At 68.8% G+C, this 19,938-nt stretch carries 21 protein-coding genes; 19 read left to right on the top strand and 2 right to left on the bottom strand.

The features are described from left to right. Positions 1 to 53: 53 nt before the first annotated feature. From KIT25_23075 to KIT25_23040, 8 genes are all read left to right on the top strand, one after another. Entirely contained in the window at positions 54 to 1,154 is a 1,101-nt protein-coding gene (locus KIT25_23075; GenBank protein UYN94865.1) for a glycosyltransferase family 4 protein, read from the top strand. Further along, the gene (locus KIT25_23070; GenBank protein ID UYN94864.1) at positions 1,151 to 1,750 is read left to right on the top strand and encodes a histidine phosphatase family protein; all 600 of its coding nucleotides are present in this window, start codon (positions 1,151 to 1,153) and stop codon (positions 1,748 to 1,750) included. Before KIT25_23075 ends, KIT25_23070 begins: the two co-directional genes overlap by 4 nt. Beyond that, positions 1,747 to 2,880 carry a glycosyltransferase gene (locus tag KIT25_23065; protein ID UYN94863.1) on the top strand — a complete coding sequence of 378 codons (1,134 nt, stop codon included), beginning with the start codon at positions 1,747 to 1,749 and terminating at the stop codon, positions 2,878 to 2,880. Before KIT25_23070 ends, KIT25_23065 begins: the two co-directional genes overlap by 4 nt. After that, positions 2,877 to 3,644, top strand: coding sequence for a polysaccharide deacetylase family protein (locus KIT25_23060; protein ID UYN94862.1), 768 nt, complete (start codon positions 2,877 to 2,879; stop codon positions 3,642 to 3,644). The genes KIT25_23065 and KIT25_23060 overlap by 4 nt, the downstream gene beginning before the upstream one ends. Next, entirely contained in the window at positions 3,641 to 4,147 is a 507-nt protein-coding gene (locus tag KIT25_23055; protein ID UYN94861.1) for a hypothetical protein, read from the top strand. Before KIT25_23060 ends, KIT25_23055 begins: the two co-directional genes overlap by 4 nt. Beyond that, positions 4,144 to 6,087 carry an ABC transporter ATP-binding protein gene (locus KIT25_23050; protein ID UYN94860.1) on the top strand — a complete coding sequence of 648 codons (1,944 nt, stop codon included), beginning with the start codon at positions 4,144 to 4,146 and terminating at the stop codon, positions 6,085 to 6,087. The genes KIT25_23055 and KIT25_23050 overlap by 4 nt, the downstream gene beginning before the upstream one ends. 175 nt (positions 6,088 to 6,262) lie before the next feature. Then, positions 6,263 to 7,261, top strand: coding sequence for an ABC transporter permease (locus KIT25_23045; GenBank protein ID UYN94859.1), 999 nt, complete (start codon positions 6,263 to 6,265; stop codon positions 7,259 to 7,261). 7 nt (positions 7,262 to 7,268) lie between these two features. Further along, positions 7,269 to 8,468 (top strand): ABC transporter permease, encoded by a 1,200-nt coding sequence (locus tag KIT25_23040; protein UYN94858.1) that lies wholly within the window; start codon positions 7,269 to 7,271, stop codon positions 8,466 to 8,468. Here KIT25_23040 and KIT25_23035 read toward each other — a convergent pair. Next, a complete protein-coding gene (locus KIT25_23035; GenBank protein UYN94857.1) occupies positions 8,459 to 8,641 on the bottom strand; it encodes a hypothetical protein in 183 nt (60 codons plus the stop codon). The two genes, KIT25_23040 and KIT25_23035, sit on opposite strands and share 10 nt — an antisense overlap. A gap of 148 nt (positions 8,642 to 8,789) precedes the next feature. Between KIT25_23035 and ccmA the strand changes: the two genes are divergently transcribed. From ccmA to KIT25_22985, 10 genes are all read left to right on the top strand, one after another. Continuing rightward, positions 8,790 to 9,434: a heme ABC exporter ATP-binding protein CcmA gene (ccmA, locus tag KIT25_23030; protein UYN94856.1), complete on the top strand. Its 645-nt coding sequence runs from the start codon at positions 8,790 to 8,792 to the stop codon at positions 9,432 to 9,434. Then, positions 9,431 to 10,096 carry a heme exporter protein CcmB gene (gene ccmB / locus KIT25_23025; GenBank protein UYN94855.1) on the top strand — a complete coding sequence of 222 codons (666 nt, stop codon included), beginning with the start codon at positions 9,431 to 9,433 and terminating at the stop codon, positions 10,094 to 10,096. The genes ccmA and ccmB overlap by 4 nt, the downstream gene beginning before the upstream one ends. Before the next feature lie 26 nt (positions 10,097 to 10,122). Then, positions 10,123 to 10,836 carry a heme ABC transporter permease gene (locus KIT25_23020; protein ID UYN98037.1) on the top strand — a complete coding sequence of 238 codons (714 nt, stop codon included), beginning with the start codon at positions 10,123 to 10,125 and terminating at the stop codon, positions 10,834 to 10,836. Positions 10,837 to 10,969: 133 nt separating this feature from the next. After that, positions 10,970 to 11,107: a heme exporter protein CcmD gene (gene ccmD, locus KIT25_23015; protein UYN94854.1), complete on the top strand. Its 138-nt coding sequence runs from the start codon at positions 10,970 to 10,972 to the stop codon at positions 11,105 to 11,107. Further along, complete coding sequence (ccmE, locus tag KIT25_23010; GenBank protein UYN94853.1) at positions 11,104 to 11,541, top strand: cytochrome c maturation protein CcmE; 438 nt, start codon at positions 11,104 to 11,106, stop codon at positions 11,539 to 11,541. Before ccmD ends, ccmE begins: the two co-directional genes overlap by 4 nt. A gap of 34 nt (positions 11,542 to 11,575) precedes the next feature. After that, a complete protein-coding gene (locus KIT25_23005; GenBank protein ID UYN94852.1) occupies positions 11,576 to 13,525 on the top strand; it encodes a heme lyase CcmF/NrfE family subunit in 1,950 nt (649 codons plus the stop codon). Continuing rightward, positions 13,522 to 14,055: a DsbE family thiol:disulfide interchange protein gene (locus KIT25_23000; protein UYN94851.1), complete on the top strand. Its 534-nt coding sequence runs from the start codon at positions 13,522 to 13,524 to the stop codon at positions 14,053 to 14,055. Before KIT25_23005 ends, KIT25_23000 begins: the two co-directional genes overlap by 4 nt. Positions 14,056 to 14,120: 65 nt before the next feature. After that, positions 14,121 to 14,657, top strand: coding sequence for a cytochrome c-type biogenesis protein CcmH (locus KIT25_22995; protein UYN98036.1), 537 nt, complete (start codon positions 14,121 to 14,123; stop codon positions 14,655 to 14,657). Further along, positions 14,657 to 15,922 (top strand): c-type cytochrome biogenesis protein CcmI, encoded by a 1,266-nt coding sequence (gene ccmI, locus KIT25_22990; GenBank protein ID UYN94850.1) that lies wholly within the window; start codon positions 14,657 to 14,659, stop codon positions 15,920 to 15,922. Before KIT25_22995 ends, ccmI begins: the two co-directional genes overlap by 1 nt. Positions 15,923 to 16,350: 428 nt before the next feature. Continuing rightward, positions 16,351 to 17,505, top strand: a complete 1,155-nt coding sequence (locus KIT25_22985) for a Fic family protein (GenBank protein ID UYN98035.1) — start codon at positions 16,351 to 16,353, stop codon at positions 17,503 to 17,505. A gap of 277 nt (positions 17,506 to 17,782) precedes the next feature. Here the strand turns inward: KIT25_22985 and KIT25_22980 are convergent, their stop codons facing one another. Further along, on the bottom strand, positions 17,783 to 18,409 hold the full coding sequence (locus tag KIT25_22980; GenBank protein ID UYN94849.1) for a LysE family translocator: 627 nt from the start codon (positions 18,407 to 18,409) through the stop codon (positions 17,783 to 17,785). Positions 18,410 to 19,517: 1,108 nt separating this feature from the next. Here KIT25_22980 and KIT25_22975 point away from each other — a divergent pair. Then, a complete protein-coding gene (locus KIT25_22975) occupies positions 19,518 to 19,895 on the top strand; it encodes a nuclear transport factor 2 family protein (GenBank protein UYN98034.1) in 378 nt (125 codons plus the stop codon). Positions 19,896 to 19,938 lie beyond the last annotated feature (43 nt).

Here is a 19,938-nt window from a genome sequence, read left to right as displayed (position 1 = left end):
TTATTTCCTCTCCCCACCTCTTGCCCTAGCGGGGGGAGGAGCAGGACGGAGACATGCGTATTTTGTTCCACACGCCGCTCAAGCCGCCCGATCATCCGGTGCCGTCGGGCGATCGCGAGATGGCGCGGGGCTTGTTGCGGCTGCTCGCGCGGCTCGGCCATCGCGTGGTGATGCCGCCGTCCAGCCGCGTGCCCGCCGGCGTGCCGTCGCCGGCCGAGCAGCTCGCCCACGAGCGGCGCGCGCGCGTCCAGGCGCGGCATCTGGTCGAGCGATGGCGGGCTCTGCCGCCGCGTCATCCCGAGCGCTTCGATCTCTGGTTCACCTACCACTCCTACTACCGCAAGCCCGATTGGCTGGGTCCGATTGTGAGCCGTGCGACGGGCGTGCCCTATGTGCTTGCCGAGGCGTCGCATTCGCTCCGCCGGGCGCAGGGCACGACGCGGCTCGGCCATCGCGGCGCCGAGCGCGCCCTGGCGGCTGCCGACCTGGTGCTGACGGTGAACCCCCGCGACGTCGCCGGCGTGCGCTCGCGCCTGCGCGTCGGCGCCCGCCAGCGCTGGCTGCCGCCTTTCGTCGACACCGCGCCATTCCTGGCGGCCCCGCACGGCGCGAACGATCCGCCGGTGCTGCTCGCCGTCGGCATGATGCGCGCGCGCGACAAGCTCGAATCCTATCGCGTCCTCGCCCAGGCGCTGGCGCGACTGCTCGACCGGTCGTGGCGGCTGGCCGTCGTCGGCGATGGACCGGCGCGGGGGCAGGTCGAGGCGGCGATGGCGTGTCTTGGTGATCGCGTGAGATTCCACGGCGTCGCCGCGCGCGCGGCCCTGCCGGCTCTCTACGGCGCCGCCGACATCTATCTGTGGCCGGCGATCAACGAGGCCTACGGCATGGCCTTTCTCGAGGCGCAGGCCTGCGGCCTGCCGGTCGTGGCCGGCCGCTCCGGCGGCGTGCCCGCCGTGGTGGCCGACGGCACGACCGGAATCCTCGTCCCGCCGGGCGACGTCGCGGCGTTCGAGCGGGCCACACGGCGCCTGCTCGACGACCCGCTCTTGCGCCGCGAGATGGGTTTGGCCGCCGCGCGCCGCGTGCGCGCGCATCATTCCGAATCGGTCGCGGCCCGTGCCCTGGCGGCGGCCTTGGGAGCATTCGCGTGACGGTGCGCCTGGCCCTCATGCGTCATGCGCCGACCGATTGGAACGAAGCGGGTCGGCTGCAGGGCATGACCGACACGCCGCTCAACGCGCGGGGCGAGGCGCTGGCGCGTTCCTGGCGCCTGCCGCTGCCGGCCGCGGGCTGGCGGCGCTGGTGCAGTCCGTTGCAGCGTGCGCGGCGCACCGCCGAGCTGCTGCGGCCCGACGTGCCCGTCACGATCGAATCGCGGCTGCGCGAGATGAGCTTCGGCATATGGGAGGGCCGCAGCGTCGCCGAGCTGCGCGCGGCGCTCGGCGAATCGTTCATCGCCGCCGAGCGACTCGGCCTCGACTTCCATCCGCCGGGCGGCGAATCGCCCCGCCAGGTGATGGAGCGCGTCGGCGGCTGGATGGCCGAACGGGCCGCATCGGGCGAGCACGCGGTGGCCGTGGTCCACAAGGCCGTGCTGCGCGCCGTGCTGGCCCTGGCGACCGGCTGGGACATGACAGGCCGCCAACCCGTCAAGCTCGACTGGCGCGCGCTTCACGTCTTCGTCGCGCGCCGCGACGGCACCGTCGCGCTCGACCTGCCGAACCTGCCGCTGGAAGCCGCGCCGTGAAACCGCGCGTCTTCTTCTACGTCCAGCACCTGCTGGGAATAGGCCATGTCAGGCGCGCCGCCACCCTGGCGCGCGCCCTCGCCTCGGCCGGCTTCGACGTGCTCCTGGTGTCGGGCGGGGCGCCGCTCGCCCTCGATCTCGGGAGGGCGCGCTTGCACCAGCTGCCGCCGCTGCGCGCGCGCGACGAAGGATTGCGCGAGTTGTCCCGGCTCGACGGCACGCCGCTCGACGAGACGTTCAAGGCGGCACGCACGCGCGAGCTGCTGGAGCTCCTGCGCGCCGAATCTCCCGCCATCCTCGTCACCGAGCAGTTCCCCTTCGGCCGCACGCAGCTGCGCTTCGAGCTGCTGCCGCTGCTGGAGGCAGCCCGCGCCCTTCGTCCGCGGCCGCTGCTCGTGGCGTCGGTGCGCGACGTGGTGCGCCGCACGATGTCGGCCGAGCGCGTCGCCCAGACGCTCGAGCTTTTCCGCTCCTTCGATCTCGCGCTCGTCCATGGCGACCCCCGTCTCGTGCCCTTCGAGCGAAGCTTCGCCGGTTGGGCCGGCATCAGGGATCGCGCCGTCTACACCGGATACGTCGCCGAGGCCGACGGCGCGGCCGCGACGATCGAGGAGGGCAGGGGCGATGTCGTCGTCTCAGCCGGCGGTGGCGCGGTGGGCCGGCCGTTGCTCGACGCCGCGGTCGAGGCGCGGTCGATCGGCCCGCTCGGCGACCGGCGCTGGCGGCTCCTGGTCGGCGACAACCTGCCGGCGGCGGCCCGTGCCGCCCTGCCGGCCGATCCCGGCATCGTCGTCGAACCGGCGCGTCCGGATTTCCGGGGGCTGCTCAGGAACGCCTGCCTGTCAATCTCGCAGGCAGGCTACAACACCGTCGTCGAGACGCTGTGCTGCGCCGATCGCGCCGTGCTGGTGCCGTTCGCTTCCGAGCGCGAGACCGAACAGCTCGACCGCGCCGAGTTGCTCGCCGAACGCGGGCTCGTCGCCGTCGTCTCGCGCCAGCCGCTCACCGGTGAAAGCCTCGCGGCCGGCATCCGCAGCGCGCTCGGCGGTCCGTCGCTGCGCTCGTTCCCCGCCTTCGACCTCGGCGGCGCCACGGCAACCGCCGAGATCCTGCGACGGCATCTGTCATGACTGGCTGGCAGCGCCTGGACGACGAGATCGCGCGCTGGCGGGAGATGGGCCGCGTCGCCGAGCTGTGGTGGCGCGACGACGACGCGGTCGAGGCGACACCCGCCCTCGATCGGCTGCTGGCGCTGCGCCGCGATACGGGCGTGCCGCTCGCGCTCGCGGTCGTGCCGTCGCTTGCGACCGATGCGCTGGCCCGGCGTCTCGCGGAGGAAGCCGACGTCGATCTGCTGCAGCACGGCTACGCCCATCTCGACCATGCCGTGCCGCCGGCCAGGAAGATCGAGCTCGGCCCCGAGCGGCCGGCCATGATTGTGTTGGGCGAACTGGGCACGGGATGGCTGGCGCTCGAGCGGCTCTTCCCGGCCCGCGCTCTTGCTGTACTGGTGCCGCCCTGGAACCGCATCGCCCCGGCGCTGGTTCCGGCCCTGCCGGAGATCGGCTTTCGCGGCCTGTCGACCTTCGGTGCCGTGCGCCGCTTCGAACCGGTGCGCGGCCTGCGCCAGGTCAATACCCATGTCGACCTGATCGACTGGAAGGGCGGACGTCGCTTTGTCGGCGACGACGCGGCGCTCTCGGCTCTCGTCGCGGCCCTCGCGGCGGCGCGGGCCGGCGCGGCCGAGCCCGTGGGTGTGCTCAGCCACCATCTTGCGATGGACGAGCCAGCGTGGAATTTCCTAAGGTCCCTGTGGGCGAGAACCACAACGATGCCGGGCATTCGGATTCGACCGGCGCGTGAACTTTTCGCGACGGGGGAGGCGCGGGCGTGAGTTCGGTCGATCTGCGCTATCCGCGGCAGGCGCTGTTGGCCGACTATGGCCGGGCGGCCATCGGTGCCGTCCTGTGCGGCGCGCCGTTGCTCGGGCTCGACGTCAATCGCTGGCTGGCCATGCTCCTGGGCGGCGGCTTCCTGCTGTTCGCTCTCTTCTTCGTGCGCACCGCGATTCGCCAGCGGACGCGCTATATCCTCGGCCCCGACACGCTGTGCGCCGACGGACCGGCCGGCACCCTGGTCGAATGGAACCGCGTCGACCGCCTGAAGCTCAGCTACTACTCGACCAGGCGCGACCGCACGGGGGGCTGGATGCAACTTGCCGTCGGTTCGGCGGGCGGCCGCGTGGTAAAGGTCGATTCCTCCCTCGAGGGCTTCTACGATATCGTCGAACGGGCGGCGAAGGCGGCCGAGACCGCCGGGCTGGAGTTGAGCGAGGCGACGCGGGCGAACTTGCGATCGATGGGGATTTCGGTGACCGGGCAGGACAAGGTGGCATGAAGGACCTGCTGCGCGTCGAGAACCTGACGATCGAGTTCGGCGTTCACGAGGGCATCATTCGCGCCGTCGACGACGTGAGCTTCTCGCTGCCGCCGGGCGGCACGCTCGCGCTGGTCGGCGAATCGGGGTCGGGCAAGTCGGTGTGCAGCCAGGCGATCATGGGCTTGCTGCCGCGCTCTGCCAGGATCACGACCGGCGCCATCCTGTTCGACGATCCGCGCGACAGGACCGGCATGATCGACATCGCCCGTCTCGACCCGGCTGGCCCCGAGATACGCACCATCCGCGGCGGCGAGATCTCGATCATCTTCCAGGAGCCGATGACCTCGCTGTCGCCGCTGCACACCGTCGGCGACCAGATCGGCGAGGCGGTCGAGCTGCACGGCTCGCAGCCGGGCAGCCACATCGGCGGCAAGAGCGGCCGCAAGCTCACCCGCGCCGAGATCGACGAACTGACCCGGGACATGCTGCGCATGGTCGGCTTTCCCGATCCCAAGCGGGCGCTGCGGACCTACCCGTTCGAGCTGTCCGGCGGCCTGCGCCAGCGCGCCATGATCGCCATGGCGCTGGTCTGCCGGCCGGCGCTGCTGATCGCCGACGAGCCGACGACCGCGCTCGACGTCACCATCCAGGCCCAGATCCTGCGCCTCATGAAGGATCTGCAGAAGGAACTTGGCATGGCGCTGCTGATGATCACCCACGATCTCGGCGTGGTCGCCAACGTCGCCGACGACGTCGTCGTGATGTATCGCGGCAAGGTCGTCGAATCGGGCGATCTGCGCGACATCTTCGCCGACCCGCAGCACCCCTACCTGAAGGCGCTGCTGCATGCCGTGCCGCGCTTCGACATGCAGCCGGGCGAGCGGCTTGTGCCGATCCGCGAGATCAAGGCAGCGACCGGCCATCTCCTCAAGGAGAAGCCGGAGACCAAGTCGACCCCCAACTTCAATCCGCAGGCGCCGGTCCTCAAGGTCCGGCACGTCAGCAAGACCTTCACCATCCGCAAGGCCGACACCTTGATCGAGCAGCTGATCGGCGGCGGCACGACGCGCACGGTGCGCGCGGTCAACGACGTCTCCTTCGACGTCGAGCGCGGCGAATGCCTCGGGCTGGTCGGCGAATCGGGCTGCGGCAAGACCACGCTCAGCAAGATGCTGATGCGCGGCGTTTCGCCCGACGCGGGCGACGGCAGTTCGCGCATCGTGTTCGACGACTGGGGTCGCAAGATCGATGTGCTGTCGCTTCAGGGCGAGGAGCTCGAGCGCTTCCGGCGCAAGCTGCAATTCATCTTCCAGGATCCGTTCGGCTCGCTCAATCCGCGCATGACCGTCTACGACATCCTCGTCGAGCCGCTGGTCATCCACCGCATCGGCGACGACGCCTATCGCCGCGAGATGGTGAGCGAGCTCCTCGAGATGGTCGGCCTCGACCGCCGGCATCTCAACCGCTACCCGCACTCCTTCTCGGGCGGGCAACGACAGAGGATCGGCATCGCCCGCTCGCTGGCGCTGCGCCCCGACATGGTGATCTGCGACGAACCCGTCTCGGCGCTCGACGTGTCGATCCAGGCGCAGATCCTGAACCTGCTCAAGGATCTGCAGGCCCAGCTCGGTCTCACCTACCTGTTCATCTCGCACAACCTCGCCGTCGTCGACTACATCGCCGACCGCATCGCCGTGATGTGCGCCGGCCGTCTGGTCGAGCTCGCGCCGTCGGGCGAGCTGTTCCGCAATCCCATCCATCCCTACACCAAGGCGCTGCTGTCGGCCGTGCCGGTGCCCGACCCCGGCCAGCGCCTCGATCTGCGTGCCCTGATGGAGGGCAAGGCCTCCGATCCGTCGGCATGGCCGCCGCCGTTCCGCGACGACGGCAAGGTGCCGACCTTCTGGACCGAGGTGCAGCCCGGCCACTACGTCCGCGTCCAGCGGCAGAGGGGATGAGGATGGCGGGCGAGAGGAGAAGGAAAAAGCAGAGCGCTCGTTTCACGTACCGCCTCACCCTGAGGAGCGGCCGTAGGCCGCGTCTCGAAGGGTGGAATACATCAAGACTGTGGCCCATCCTTCGAGACGCCGCGCTGCGCGCGGCTCCTCAGGATGAGGTCTTCCGGAACTGAAGATGCTCCACTTCGTCGCCCGTCGAATCCTGCTGATGATCCCGACGCTGTTCGTGATCAGCCTGCTCGTCTATGTCATCATCGACCTGCCGCCGGGCGACTGCGTCACCTCGCAGGTCGACGAGTTGCTGGCGCGCGGCGACCCGGATGCCTTGCGGCGGGCCGACGAGTTGCGCTCGATGTACGGTCTCGATCAGCCGATGCTCGTCCGCTACTTCGAATGGGCGACCGGGATCTTCCGCTGGGATTTCGGCCTGAGCTGCCAGGACACCGTTCCCGTCTCCGACCTGATCGGCGAGCGCCTGCTGCTCACCATCGTGATGGAGACCAGCACCATCGCCTTCATCTGGATCGTGTCGTTCGTGATCGGCGTCTATGCCGCGACCCACCAGTACAAGCTCGGCGACTACGTCGCGTCCTTCATCGGCTTCATCGGGCTCGCGGTGCCGAATTTCCTGCTCGCCCTCGTCCTGCTCTATGTCGGCAAGGTCTATTTCGGCATCTCGATCGGCGGCCTGATGGACCCGGAGTACATCGACAAGCCGATGAGCTGGGACAAGTTCGTCTCGGTCGCCCAGCACCTGGTCATCCCGGTGATCGTCATCGGCACCGCCGGCACCGCCGGCATGATCCGGCGTCTGCGCGCTAACCTGCTCGACGAGTTGCAGAAGCAGTACGTCGTCACCGGCCGCGCCAAGGGCCTGCCGCCGCTCCGCCTGCTGGTGAAGTATCCGCTGCGCCACGCCATCAACCCGTTCATCGCCGACATCGGCGGCCTGCTGCCCGACGTCATCTCGGGCTCGGTGATCGTCTCGGTCGTGCTGTCGCTGCCGACGACGGGGCCGATGCTGCTGGGCGCGCTCAAGACGCAGGACGTCAATCTCGCCGCCACCTTCCTGATGTTCGTCGCGGCGCTGACCGTGATCGGCATGCTGATCTCGGATCTCGCGCTCGCCGCGCTCGATCCGCGCATCCGCTTCGGCGCGGCGGCGGAGAAGTGAGGGCGCCATGACCGACACCACGCCCGGCACCACGCCCGACAACCCGCCCGCCCGGCGCGAGCGCTCGCCGCACTACGTCAATCCCGCGCCGTGGGATCCCTACGTCTCCGAGACGCTGACGCCGGAGCAGGAACGCTACTACATGGCCGGCCAGTGGAAGCTGATGTGGTGGCGCTTCCGCCGCCACCGGCCGGCCGTCGTCGCGGCGGTCTTCCTGGCGCTGATGTATCTCTCGACCCTGGTCAGCGAGTGGATCGCACCCTACGACCTGCACAAGCGCCATGCCGGCCACATCTTCGCGCCGCCGCAGAAGGTGCACGTCATCCATGAGGGCCAGTTCCTCGGCCCCTTCGTCTATGCCTTCAAGATGCAGCGCGATCCCGACACGCTGCAGCGCGTCTACACGGAGGACACCACCCGCCCTCAGAAGCTGCGCTTCTTCTGCAGCGGCGAGAGCTATCTTTTCTGGGGCCTGGTGGAGGGCAGCTTCCATTTCGTCTGCCCGGCCGAGGGCGGCACCTTGTTCCTCGCCGGCACCGACCGGTTGGGGCGCGACATGTTCAGCCGCGTCGTCTATGCCGCGCGCATCTCGCTCACCATCGGCATCATCGGCATCGTGCTGAGCTTTGCCCTCGCCCTCATCCTGGGCGGGCTCGCGGGTTACTACGGCGGCTGGGTCGACAATGTCGTCCAGCGCCTCACCGAGATCATCAAGAGCTTCCCGCACCTGCCGCTGTGGCTGGCGCTCTCCGCCGCGCTGCCGGTGACCTGGTCGCCGCTGCTCATCTATTTCGGCATCACGCTGATCCTCGCGCTGCTCGACTGGCCGGGGCTCGGCCGCGCCGTACGCTCCAAGCTGCTGTCGCTGCGCGAGGAGGACTACGCCCTCGCCGCCCAGATGATGGGCGCCAAGCCCGGCCGCATCATCGGCCGCCATCTGCTGCCCGGCTTCATGAGCCATCTCATCGCCTCGGCGACGCTCTCCATCCCGTCGATGATCCTGGCCGAGACCGCGCTCTCCTTCCTCGGCCTCGGCCTGCGCCCGCCCATCACCTCGTGGGGTGTGCTGCTCAACGAGGCGACCGACATTAATGTCGTGGCGGTGAACTGGTGGCTGATGCTGCCGGTCGTGCCGGTGATCCTGGTGATCCTCGCTTACCAGTTCTTGGGCGACGGCATGCGCGATGCTGCAGACCCTTACGCATAAGCGTAAGGGTCGAAGCATCGGGCGGGCGGCAGGCGCTGGAGCGAAGCGCCGGAGCCCGCGCCGTCGTCGCTGCGCTCCTGCAGGCGCTGCCGCCGGGCAAAACCAAGGTTTTTCAGGCTCTTACGCGCATGAAAAACCTTGGTTTTGCCCCATTTGCGTCTAGCGACGGCCATCCGGGGTTTCCATCTTCGTCTTGTATCTCCCCCGAACGTGGTCCCCCCAAAGCCACGTTCAGCCTCCTCGGAGGCGCTTGGGCCGTCCTGTCACTCTCCCCCGACAGGACGGCCTTTTTCTTTGCCGGCGTGCTAAGCAGCCCCGGACATGGCCGCCGCCCTCCTCGAAGTGACGGATCTTGCCTGCCGTCGCGGCGGACGACGGGTGTTCGACGCCCTGTCGTTTTCCCTGGCCGCCGGCGAATTGCTGGCGCTGACCGGCCGCAACGGCAGCGGCAAGACCACCTTGCTGCGCGCGCTCGCGCTGCTGACGCCGGCCGAGCGGGGCGGGCTGCGCTGGGCCGGCCTCGACGCCGGAACCGACCGCGAGGCCTGGCGCGCCCGCATCGCCTGGCTCGGCCATCTCGACGGGCTGAAGGGCGATCTGACGGTGGCCGAGAATCTCGTCCTCGCCCAGCGCTTGCGTGGCGCGACGGATCCGATCGACGCCGCCCTCGCGGCTTTCGATCTCGCGCCGCAGGCGACCCGGCCGGCGCGCACCCTCTCGGCCGGGCAGCGCCGCCGCGCCGCCCTCGCCCGCGTCGTCGCCGCCGCTGCACCGTTCTGGTTGCTCGACGAGCCTCTGAACGCGCTCGATGCGCCGGCGCAGATGGCGCTGCAGCGCGCGCTTGCCGCCCATCTCGCTTCGGGCGGAATCGCCATTGCCGCCACCCATGCGCCGCTGCCCGGCGCGCGTACGCTGTCCCTCGATTCCTCTCCCCCCGGCAAGGGAGAGGCGGAAGAGAAGAGATGACCGGCTTCGCCGCGCTGCTGGCGCGCGATCTCAGGCTGGTGCTGCGCCGGCCGGGCGACGTCGCGGTCGTGCTCGCCTTCTTCGTCGTGGCGACGACGCTGTTCCCGCTCGGCATCGGGCCGGAAACCAACCTGCTGCAGCGCATCGCCGCGGGCGTGCTGTGGTGCGCCGCCCTGTTCGCCGCCCTGCTGTCGCTCGAGCGGCTGTTCGCCTCGGACCACGAGGACGGCGCGCTCGATCTCCTGCTGCTGGCGCCGTGGCCGCTCGAGCTCGCCGTGCTCGCCAAGTGCCTCGCTCACTGGATCGTGACCGGCCTGCCGCTCGCGCTTCTGGCGCCGCTGCTGGGCGTCGCCTTCGGGCTGGCGCCGGAGAGTCTGGCTGCCGTCGCCGCGACCCTGCTGGTCGGCACGCCGACCCTGTCGCTGATCGGCGGGCTGGCCGCCGCGCTCACCCTGGGGGCACGAAAATCGGGCGCCCTGCTGGCGTTGCTGGCGCTGCCGCTCTGCGTCCCGACCTTGATCTTCGGCGCCGGCGCCATCGAGGCGGCGGCGACCGGCGACGGCTTCCTGGTGCATCTCGCGATCCTGGGAGCGCTGGCGCTGGTGGCGCTCGCCACCACGCCCTGGGCGATGGCCGCCGCCTTGCGGCAGGCCGGCGAGTGACGAGAATGGGGACGGGCATGGCCTCCTTGCATTTCCTCGCCAATCCCGCGCGTTTCCGGCGCTTCGGCCGGCGCGTGCTGCCGGGCCTGGCGCTCGCCACGGCGCTGGCGCTCGGCGTCGGGCTCTGGCTCGCGCTGGTCGTGTCGCCGCCCGACTATCAGCAGGGCGAGACGGTGCGCATCATGTTCGTGCACGTGCCCGCGGCCTGGATCGCCATGGCGGGCTATGCGCTGCTCGCCGCGCTCGGCGCCTCGCTGCTGGTGTGGCGCCATCCGCTGGCGGCGCTGGTCGCGCGCGCCGCCGCGCCGGTCGGCGCCACCTTCTGCGCCATCTGCCTGCTCACCGGCGCGCTGTGGGGCCGGCCGATGTGGGGCACCTACTGGGTGTGGGATGCGCGGCTCACCTCGATGCTGCTGCTCTTCTTCCTCTATCTCGGCCACATCGCGCTCAGCCGCGCCTACGACGATCCCGAGCGCGGCGACCGCGCCGCCGCCATCCTCGGCCTGGTCGGCGTCGTCAACCTGCCGATCATCAAGTTCTCGGTCGATTGGTGGAACACGCTGCACCAGCCGGCCTCGGTGCTGAAGCTCTCCGGCCCGGCCATCCATCCCGCCATCCTGACGCCGCTGCTCTGGATGGCCGGCGCGCTGACGCTTCTCTACGTGCTCCTGGTGATGCTGCGCACCGAGACCGAGATCGACCGGCGGCGTTTGGAGCGGCTCGGCGACGAAGGCGCCTAGCCGTGCCAAACGACCAGCGCAGAAAAGACAAGGCAGGAAACGCCGATGGCACCGCCCCTGCGCGGACTCCGCGCAGGGCAGGGATTGATCCAGCTCCTTCTCCCGCCCGGCGTCATGGGCTAAGCCCACCCCCATGAGCCATGCCGTCTTCATCTGGAGTTCCTACGCCGTGGCCGCGCTGGGCCTCGGCGGCCTGCTCGCCCTGAGCCTGCTCGCCCGCCGCAAGGTGCGCCGCGCGCTCGAGGCGCGCGGCGTCGAGAGGACGCCATGAAGCCCAAGCACAAGCGGCTGTGGCTGCTGGTCGGCTCGCTGTCGGTGCTGGGCGTCGCCGCGGCGCTGGTGCTGACCGCGCTCGACGACAACATCGTCTTCTTCCATTCGCCGACCCAGATCGCCGACAAGCCGCCCGCGCCCGACCGCCGCTTCCGGCTGGGCGGCCTGGTCGAGGGCGGCAGCGTGCGCAAGCAGGGCGTCGAGGTGCGCTTCGCCGTCACCGACACGCACAAGTCGATCGAGGTCGTCTATCGCGGCCTGCTGCCCGATCTGTTCCGCGAGGGCCAGGGCGTGATCGCCGAGGGCACACTCGGCGCCGACGGCGTCTTCCAGGCGCGCGAGATCCTGGCCAAGCACGACGAGAACTACATGCCGCCGGAGGTCGCGAAGGCGCTCAAGGAATCGGGGCAATGGAAGGACGGGCGCAAGTGAGCGCTTCGCTGCGCGGCGCCTTGCGGGCAGTGCCGTGGTAGTCGAGCTCGGCCACTTCGCGCTGATCCTGGCGCTCGCCGTCGCGCTGGTGCAGGGCACCTTGCCGCTGGTCGGCGCGGCGCGGGGCGATCCCCGGCTGATGGCGCTCGGCCGCACCGCGGCGCTGACCCAGGCCCTGCTGGTGCTGCTCGCCTTCGCCGCGCTGACGCAGGCCTACGTCGTGTCCGACTTCTCCGTCGCCAACGTCGTCGCCAACTCGCACACCGCCAAGCCGCTGCTCTACAAGATCTCCGGCGTGTGGGGGAACCACGAGGGCAGCATGCTCCTGTGGGCGCTCATCCTCGCCGTCTTCGGCGCCGCCGTCGCCCTCTTCGGCGACAACCTGCCCGACTCGCTGCGCGCCCGCGTGCTGGCGATCCAGGCCCTGATCGGCATCGGCTTCCTCGCCTTCCTGCTCTTCACCTCGAACCCCTTCGAGCGCGTCTCGCCGGTGCCGGCCGACGGCAACGGCCTCAATCCGCTGCTGCAGGATCCCGGCCTCGCCTTCCATCCGCCGATGCTCTACCTCGGCTATGTCGGCTTCTCCGTCACCTACGCCTTCGCCATCGCCGCGCTGCTCGAGGGCCGGGTCGATCCCGCCTGGGCGCGCTGGGTGCGGCCGTGGACCCTCGCCGCCTGGTGCTTCCTCACCCTCGGCATCGCGCTCGGCTCGTGGTGGGCCTACTACATCCTCGGCTGGGGCGGCTTCTGGTTCTGGGATCCGGTGGAGAACGCCTCCTTGCTGCCGTGGCTCGCCGGCACCGCGCTGCTGCACTCCGCCATCGTCGTCGAGAAGCGCGACGCGCTGAAGAGCTGGACGGTGCTGCTCGCCATCCTCGCCTTCTCGCTGTCGCTGCTCGGCACCTTCCTGGTGCGCTCGGGCGTGCTCACCTCGGTGCATGCCTTCGCCCAGGATCCGGCGCGCGGCCTCTATATCCTGGCGTTCCTCGTCGTCGTCACCGGCGGCGGCCTGGCGCTCTATGCCGTGAAGGCGCCGCGGCTGCAGCCCGGCGGCCTCTACCAGCCGGTCAGCCGCGAGGGCGCGCTGATCCTCAACAACCTGCTGCTCTGCACGCTCGCCGCCACGGTGCTGCTCGGCACGCTCTATCCGCTGTTCCTCGACCTCGTGACCGGCAGCAAGGTCTCGGTCGGCCCGCCCTTTTTCAACGCCACCTTCGTGCCGATCTGCGCGCCGCTCTTCGCCGCGCTCTGCGTCGGCCCCTATCTCGGCTGGAAGCGCGCCGAGATCGGCCCGGCGCTGGTGCGCCTGCGCGCCGCCTGCGTCATCGCCGTGGTCGGCGCCGTCGTCGCCTACGTCGTCGTCGACAGCCGCTCGGCGCTGGCCGCGACGGCCTTCGGCTTCGGCGTGTGGCTGATCGCCGGCAGCCTGCTCGAATGCGTCCAGCGCCTGCAGCGCACCCGGTGGCGCCTGCCGACCCGCGCCAGCATGGGCATGACCCTGGCCCATGCCAGCCTCGGCCTGGTCGTGCTCGGCGCCGTCGCCACCTCGGCCTGGAACAGCGAGTTCATCGGCACCCTGAAGCCGGGCGATCGCATCGACTTCGCCGGCTACGCCGTGACGCTCGACAAGGTCGAGCCGCTGCAGGGCCCCAACTACATCGCCGAGCGCGCCACCTTGGCGGTGAGCCGGGCCGGCGCGCCCTTCACCGTGCTCACGCCCGAGCGCCGGCTCTTCACCGTCCAGCGACGCCAGGTCGCCGAGACCTCGATCCACACCAACATCCTGCGCGACCTCTACGCCGCCTTGGGCGAGGGCGATGCGGCCAACGGCTGGACGGTGCGGCTCTACCTCAACCCGCTGGCGCCGCTGATCTGGATCGGCGCCGCGCTCTGCGCGCTCGGCGGCTTCGTCTCGCTCTCCGATCGCCGCCTCAGGATCGGCGCGCCTCGCCGTTCGAAGACCGTTGCCCAGCCGGCCGAATGAACCGCGCGCTCTTCCTCCTCCCGCTGCTGATGGTGGCCGTGCTGGCCGGCTTCTTCGGCTGGTCGCTGCTGGCCGGGCGCGATCCGGCCTCGATCGGCTCGGTGATGGTCGGACGACCGGCGCCGAAGCTGGCGGCGCCCGCCCTCAGGAAGGGCGAGCCGGCGCTCGACGAGTCGCTGCTGAAGTCCGGCAGGCCGGTGATCGTCAATTTCTTCGCCAGCTGGTGCGCGCCCTGCCTCGCCGAGCATCCGCTGTTCATGCGGCTCGCCGAGCGCGACAGGGCGACGATCGTCGGCATTGCCTGGAAGAACAAGCCCGACGACGCGCGCGCCTGGCTCGCCCGCCTCGGCGATCCCTTCAAATATGCCGGCACCGACCTCGACGGCCGCCTCGGTCTCGACTGGGGCCTGTCGGGCGTGCCCGAGACCTACGTGATCGACGCCCAGGGCATCGTCCGCCTCCACTTCCGCGGGCCCATCACCGAGCGGGACTTGGACCGCATCCTGCCGCTGCTGCGAGGCGGGTCGTGACACGCCCCCGGTGTCATCCCGAGCGAAGCGAGGGACCTTCGAGGCCGCGGGGAAGGTCCCTCGGCCTGCGGCCTCGGGATGACACTTTTCGCTTCTTTGCACTGTGCGTCCTGGTCCTGAGTCTCTTCGCGCTGCCCGCGCTCGCCCTCGAGCCGCACGAACGGCTCGCCGATCCCGCCCTCGAATCGCGCGCCCGCGACATCGGCCGCAACCTGCGCTGCGTCGTCTGCCAGAACCAGGCGATCGACGATTCCAACGCCGAGGTGGCGGCCGACATGCGCCGCGCCGTGCGCGAGCGGCTGGTCGCCGGCGACAGCGATGCCCAGGTCTTCGATTTCATGGTGGCGCGCTACGGCGACTACGTGCTGCTCCGGCCGCCCTTTCGCCCCGGCACCTGGGTGCTGTGGCTGGGCGGCCCGCTGGTGCTGCTGGTCGCCGGCGCCGCGCTCGTCCTCGCCGCGCGCCGCCGCCGGCCGGCCGCCCCGCCGCCGCTCACGGAGGAGGAGCGGAAGCGGCTTTCTGTCATCCTGAGCGAAGCGAAGGATCTCCCGCTTCAACCGGCAGGTCCTTCGGCTTCGCCTCTGGACGACAAGAGGGCGTAATGCTCGAATTCCTCCTCGCGCTGCTCACCACCGCGACCGTGGCCGCGCTGCTGGTGCCGCTGTTGCGCCGTCGCGTGGAGCAGGACCCTTCGACGACGCTCGGGGCAAGCCTCGCCATCCACCGCGACCAGCTCGCCGAGATCGAGCGCGAGCGCGCCCAGGGCCTGCTGCCCGAGAGCGAGGCCGCCGCCGCCCGCCTCGAGATCGAGCGCCGCCTCCTCGCCGCCGCCGACTCTTCTTCTTTGGGACCGCGGAGCTCCAGCTCCGCCTCTGCTCTTCACCGCCTCCTCCCCCCGGCGCTTTCCCTCGCCATCCCGCTCCTCGCGCTCGGCCTCTATCTCCAGCTCGGCGCCCCCGGCTTCGATCCGCCCCGCGCGCCCGTGGTGGCCCAGCCCGGCGCGCCGGTGCTCGATCTCGGTCATCTGCGCCGGCGCGTCGCCGAGAAGCCCGATGACGCCGAGGCCCAGTCGGCGCTCGGCGAGGCGCTGACCCTCGAGGCCGACGGCACGGTGACGCCGCACGCGCTTGCCGCCTTCCGCCGCGCGCTCCAGCTCGCGCCGGCCGATCCGCGGGCCGCCTACTATCTCGGCCGCCACGAGGCGCAGAGCGGCGACAGCCGCGCCGCGCTCGAGCGCTGGCTCGATCTCGAGGCGCGCGCGCCCGACGATGCGCCCTATCTCGCCATGCTGCGCGCCGAGATCGAGCGCGTCGCCCGCGCCGCCGGCCTCGACCCGCTGCAGATCAGGCCCGACCGCAGGCCTCCCGCATCGGCGCCGCGGGGCCCGACGCAGGACCAGGTCGAGGCGATGCAGAGCCTGACCGGGGAGCAGCGCCAGCAGGCGATCCGCGGCATGGTCGACGGCCTCGCCGCGCGGCTCGCCGACAATCCGACCGACCGCGCCGGCTGGCTGCGGCTCGCCCAGGCGCGCCGCGTGCTGGGCGAGGCCGAGCGGGCGGCCGAGGCCTACGCGAAGGCGGACGGCCTGCAGCCGCTCGATCCCCGCCTGCTGTCGGACTGGGCCGAGGTGCTGGTGCGCCGCATCCCGCCCGGCGCCGCGCCCTCGACGGACGCCGTCGCCGTGCTGGAGCGGCTGGAGCGCGCCGAGCCGCGCAACGCGCTGGCGCTCTTCTATCTCGGCGCCGCCTCGCTCGCGGCGGGCGACAAGCCGGCCGCCGCGCGCAGGTGGAAGACGCTGCTGGAGATGTTGCCCAGCGACGCCCCGATACGCGGGATGCTGGAGGAAAAGATAAAGGAGACCGAGTAGGCGACGCGGGTCGGGCAGCCCGCCCTGAGCGAAGCCGAAGGGTCGCCGGCGGGCGGCAGCCGCTGCAACGAAGCGAAGCGCCGAGTCGGCGTTTTCGCGCCTTGCGCGAAAAGCGCCCCACCCGCACGGTTCAGAAAGGGCGAGAATGCCGCCGCGCCGATCCGCGGCATGCTGGAAGCCAGGATCAAGGAAGCGGAATAGTCGCCGATGCGCGCATCTGGCCCCGCCTTCTCGGATCTGTTAATTAGATATTATCCATATTTCTTAATTAACACTTGCGCGTAGTCAAGCGCCTCTCAACAGCACCCCGGTTAATTAACTCTATCGCCAGCCACTTAACCACTGGATAGCCAAATCAAGTTTACCTTAGCAGGCAAACCAGTTAATTAAGAAATATCCATTATTATTAATTAATGCTCCGCATCCCGATGACCTCTCCCCCTTCAGGCCGTCTGGGACGCTACACGCAGGTTACCACCGGTGAGGAGCGCGTCCGGGCCTTCGTCCCGCCGCCGTTGCCCCCCGAGCCGCCGATCGACCTCGGCGCGCTCGTCGGCCGGCTGAGTGGAGCCGACCGCGCGATCGGCCGCCTCGACGGCATCACCGTCCTCCTGCCCGACCCTGCGCTCTTCCTCTACATGTACGTCCGCAAGGAGGCGGTGCTCTCGTCCCAGATCGAAGGCACTCGATCGACGATGTCGGACCTGCTGCGCTTCGAGACGGACGCCGCGTCCGGCAAGCCGGTCGACGACGTGCGCGAGGTCTCCAACTACGTCGATGCCATGATGTATGGCCTCGACCGGCTCAAGAGCTTTCCGCTGTCGCTGCGCCTGATCCGCGAGATGCACCAACGTCTGCTGAGCAGCAGCCGGGGCGATCGCCAGAGCCCTGGCGAGTTCCGCCGCTCGCAGAACTGGATCGGCGGCACGCGGCCGGGCAACGCCGTCTATGTCCCGCCGCCCGTCGATGAGCTGCCCGCCTGCCTCGACGCCTTCGAGAAGTTCATCCACGTGCCGACGCCGACGCTGCCGCCGCTCGTCAAGGCCGGCCTCCTGCACGTCCAGTTCGAGAGCATCCATCCCTTCCTCGATGGCAACGGACGGCTTGGTCGTCTGCTGATCACGCTCTTCCTCTGCACGCAGGAGGTCCTGCATCAGCCGCTCCTCTATCTCAGCCTCTACTTCAAGCGCCATCGCGAGACCTACTATCGGCTGCTGCAGGAGGTGCGCGAGCGCGGGAACTGGGAGACCTGGCTGGAGTTCTTTCTCGACGGCGTGACCGAGACCGCCCAGGGTGCCTTCACGACCGCCACGCGCATCGTCGATCTCTTCGCCCGCGATCGCGAGCGCATCGCCCGGTCCGGTCGCGGCGGCTCGCTGCTGCGCCTCTACGACCGGCTGCAGAGGAACCCGTTCCTCACTGGCCCGAAGGCCGCCGAGCTCACCGGCCTCTCCATGCCGACCGTCAACGTCGCTTTCCAGGAACTTCAGCGTCTCGGCATCGTCGACGAGATCACCGGCCAGGCGCGCGGCCGGGTCTATCGTTACGAGGCGTATGTCGAGCTGCTGAATGAGGGGGTGTGACCATGCTAGGCAAGTAGGGAGCCGCCTTCCGGCGTCATGGGCTCGGCCTCGAGGCGCGCGTCCCCGACGATGCGCCCTATCTCCAGTGCGAGCATTCCGAAGACTCCAACACGTGGCGCGAGATTTACTGCAAGCGGTGACTCGCCGACAAGCTACAGCCGGTGGTTCAAAGCCCCGAGGTTGAAAGGCGTCCTCAATCACGAAACGCGCACGCATACGCAACCGCAAGATCTTTAAACGCCTTGGTGGGCTGTTACCCTCCAAGCTCTATGAGCTGTCATCGCCTGAACCCCAACATGCCAGCCGCCGCGAAATAGACCGTCCCACTCACCAAATGCAGCCACCTTGTTGCCGATGATCGAACATGCTCGCGTATGAAGGCGCCGAGCGTTGCATACAGCAGGAACGCAACCAACCAGCAGAAGCAGAACGTGATGTAGAGCAGCGTGACCTGCGGAGCGATGGGGACGCCTGCGTCGATGAACTGAGGGAATATGGCTGTGAAGAACAACACGGCATTCATGTTGCTCATGCTCATTAGGAATCCGTGGCGGAAGAACGAGCTGCTTTTCTCGGCAGCACTGACAGCGTCGGAAAGCGATTGGTTGGACGTCATCGCTCTAAAGCGGAGGAGTGCCTTGGTCCCGAGCCACGCAAGATAGAGGACGCCGAACCATTGAAGCATGGTCAATACCATAGGCTCAGCAAGTACCAGCGCACCAATCCCACTCAACGACAGGAGTGCAAAGAACGAGAACGCAATGAGTATTCCGGCTCCCACATAGAGGCTGCGCAGAATGCCATGCTGAGTAGCAACCGCCAGACCGAGCAGCATTGCCGGTCCAGGCGTCGCCATCACGACGAGTATCGTAACGGCCGCGTACCACCAGTTAGTTAGGATCATGGTTAGCCTCCAAGAGTGCTTCGATTGAGCCCACCTGCCTATAGACTAGATTGGTGTGGCAAACTGTCAACCACTGGTTGTGAAAGCAGCTCCCGTAGGCCGTTTGGAGCGTCGCGCCCCTTATATTTCCGATCAATCTCCGTGACGCAAATGCACGAGTTCTAATGCACGAGTTCGCGTGCCTGCTTCCGCTCGTCGTCATCGACGATCTTGAGCAAGCCCTCGAGGAAATCAAACCAGTGCCTGGTCGCCTCGCGGCGCTCGGCTTCAGTGGCGTCCTTCATGACTAGGTCGACGAGGGCAGACTTCTCCGGGTGGTGCGTATGCATAAGCGTAGGTGATAGAGAAAAGGCGGCCGCAAGGGCCGCCTAAGTGTTACTTAACTTTGGTGAACCTGCTCGGCCGTGCGAATTTCTGTCAGCTATGAAGAGCCAAAACAACGTAACCGCCAATCCATTGACTAAGGCGGAGCGAATGACCTCCGATTCTGTGGCCGCTGCTATCAAAACGGCAAGTCTGCAAGACGAAGTAGTCAAGCCTGGCCATATCCGCGACTACGTCAGCGGAATACACGTCCGGGCTACCCCAGAAGAAATTGATGCGGTTCAAGTCTTCTCGCGGAGGCTAGTGGAAGATTACGGCTACCCGTGCGCAGTGCTTTTGTCGCAATGCTGTTTAGGAGCTTCGGCGGAACACCAATTTTTAGAAGTTCCTTGCGTACAGCGTCGAAGTCAGCCTTAACCTGGCTCAAAGGCGGATACTTCATTGGCACCCCGGCCCCGAGCTGGCCGTCACTGTGTTCATTGAAGCGCCGGCCCGGCTTTCCCAATCTATTACTACGGAACAGCTCAAGGTTGTTGCAACAATAACCAGATACTGGGTCGATAGGCCAACAATGACTGGGCATGCCGTTGCACGTCCACCATCAGAGGCCGCCGCGTCTTCGCAAACACGAAGATGCTGAGCACGAGTGAAGGTCCAGGCCACTGAAAGTTCGCAAGCACTCATTACCTCCCAGACAATCGCCGCCCACCCCGTTCCGCGCTTACCTCCCGCGCATCGTCACCTGCTGAAGGAGGAAGCCCTGTCCGACCGCACTGCACCTGGCCTGAGCGCAGTCGAAGGCACGATCGCCGCCTACATCGAGAGCTGGAACGAGACCCATCCCGGCCGCCGGCAGGCCGCCGTTGCCCGCGCCTGGGCGGCGGCGGGCCGCTATCGCGATCCGGTGATGGCGAGCGACGGCGCGGCCGGCATCGATGCCATGCTGGCGGGCGTCCTGGCCCGCTTCCCGGGCTTTGTGTTGAAGCGTACCTCGAAGGTCGACAGCCACAGCGGCCCCAATGGAGCATACGTCCGCTTCGCCTGGTCGCTCGGCCCGGCGTCGGGCCCGGCCGTGGTCGAAGGCGTCGATTTCGGCACGCTCGCGGCCGACGGCCGGCTGGAGCAGGTCGTGGGGTTCATCGATCGGATGCCGCAGGGTTAAACCAAAAATTGCAACTTCTGATAAGTTGCAACCAGGTGTTGGC

Source organism: Enhydrobacter sp. (assembly GCA_025808875.1).
Taxonomy (GTDB): domain Bacteria; phylum Pseudomonadota; class Alphaproteobacteria; order Reyranellales; family Reyranellaceae; genus Reyranella.
The sequence above is the reverse complement of the archived record's forward strand: the minus strand, read 5'-3'. Positions and strand labels throughout refer to the sequence as shown.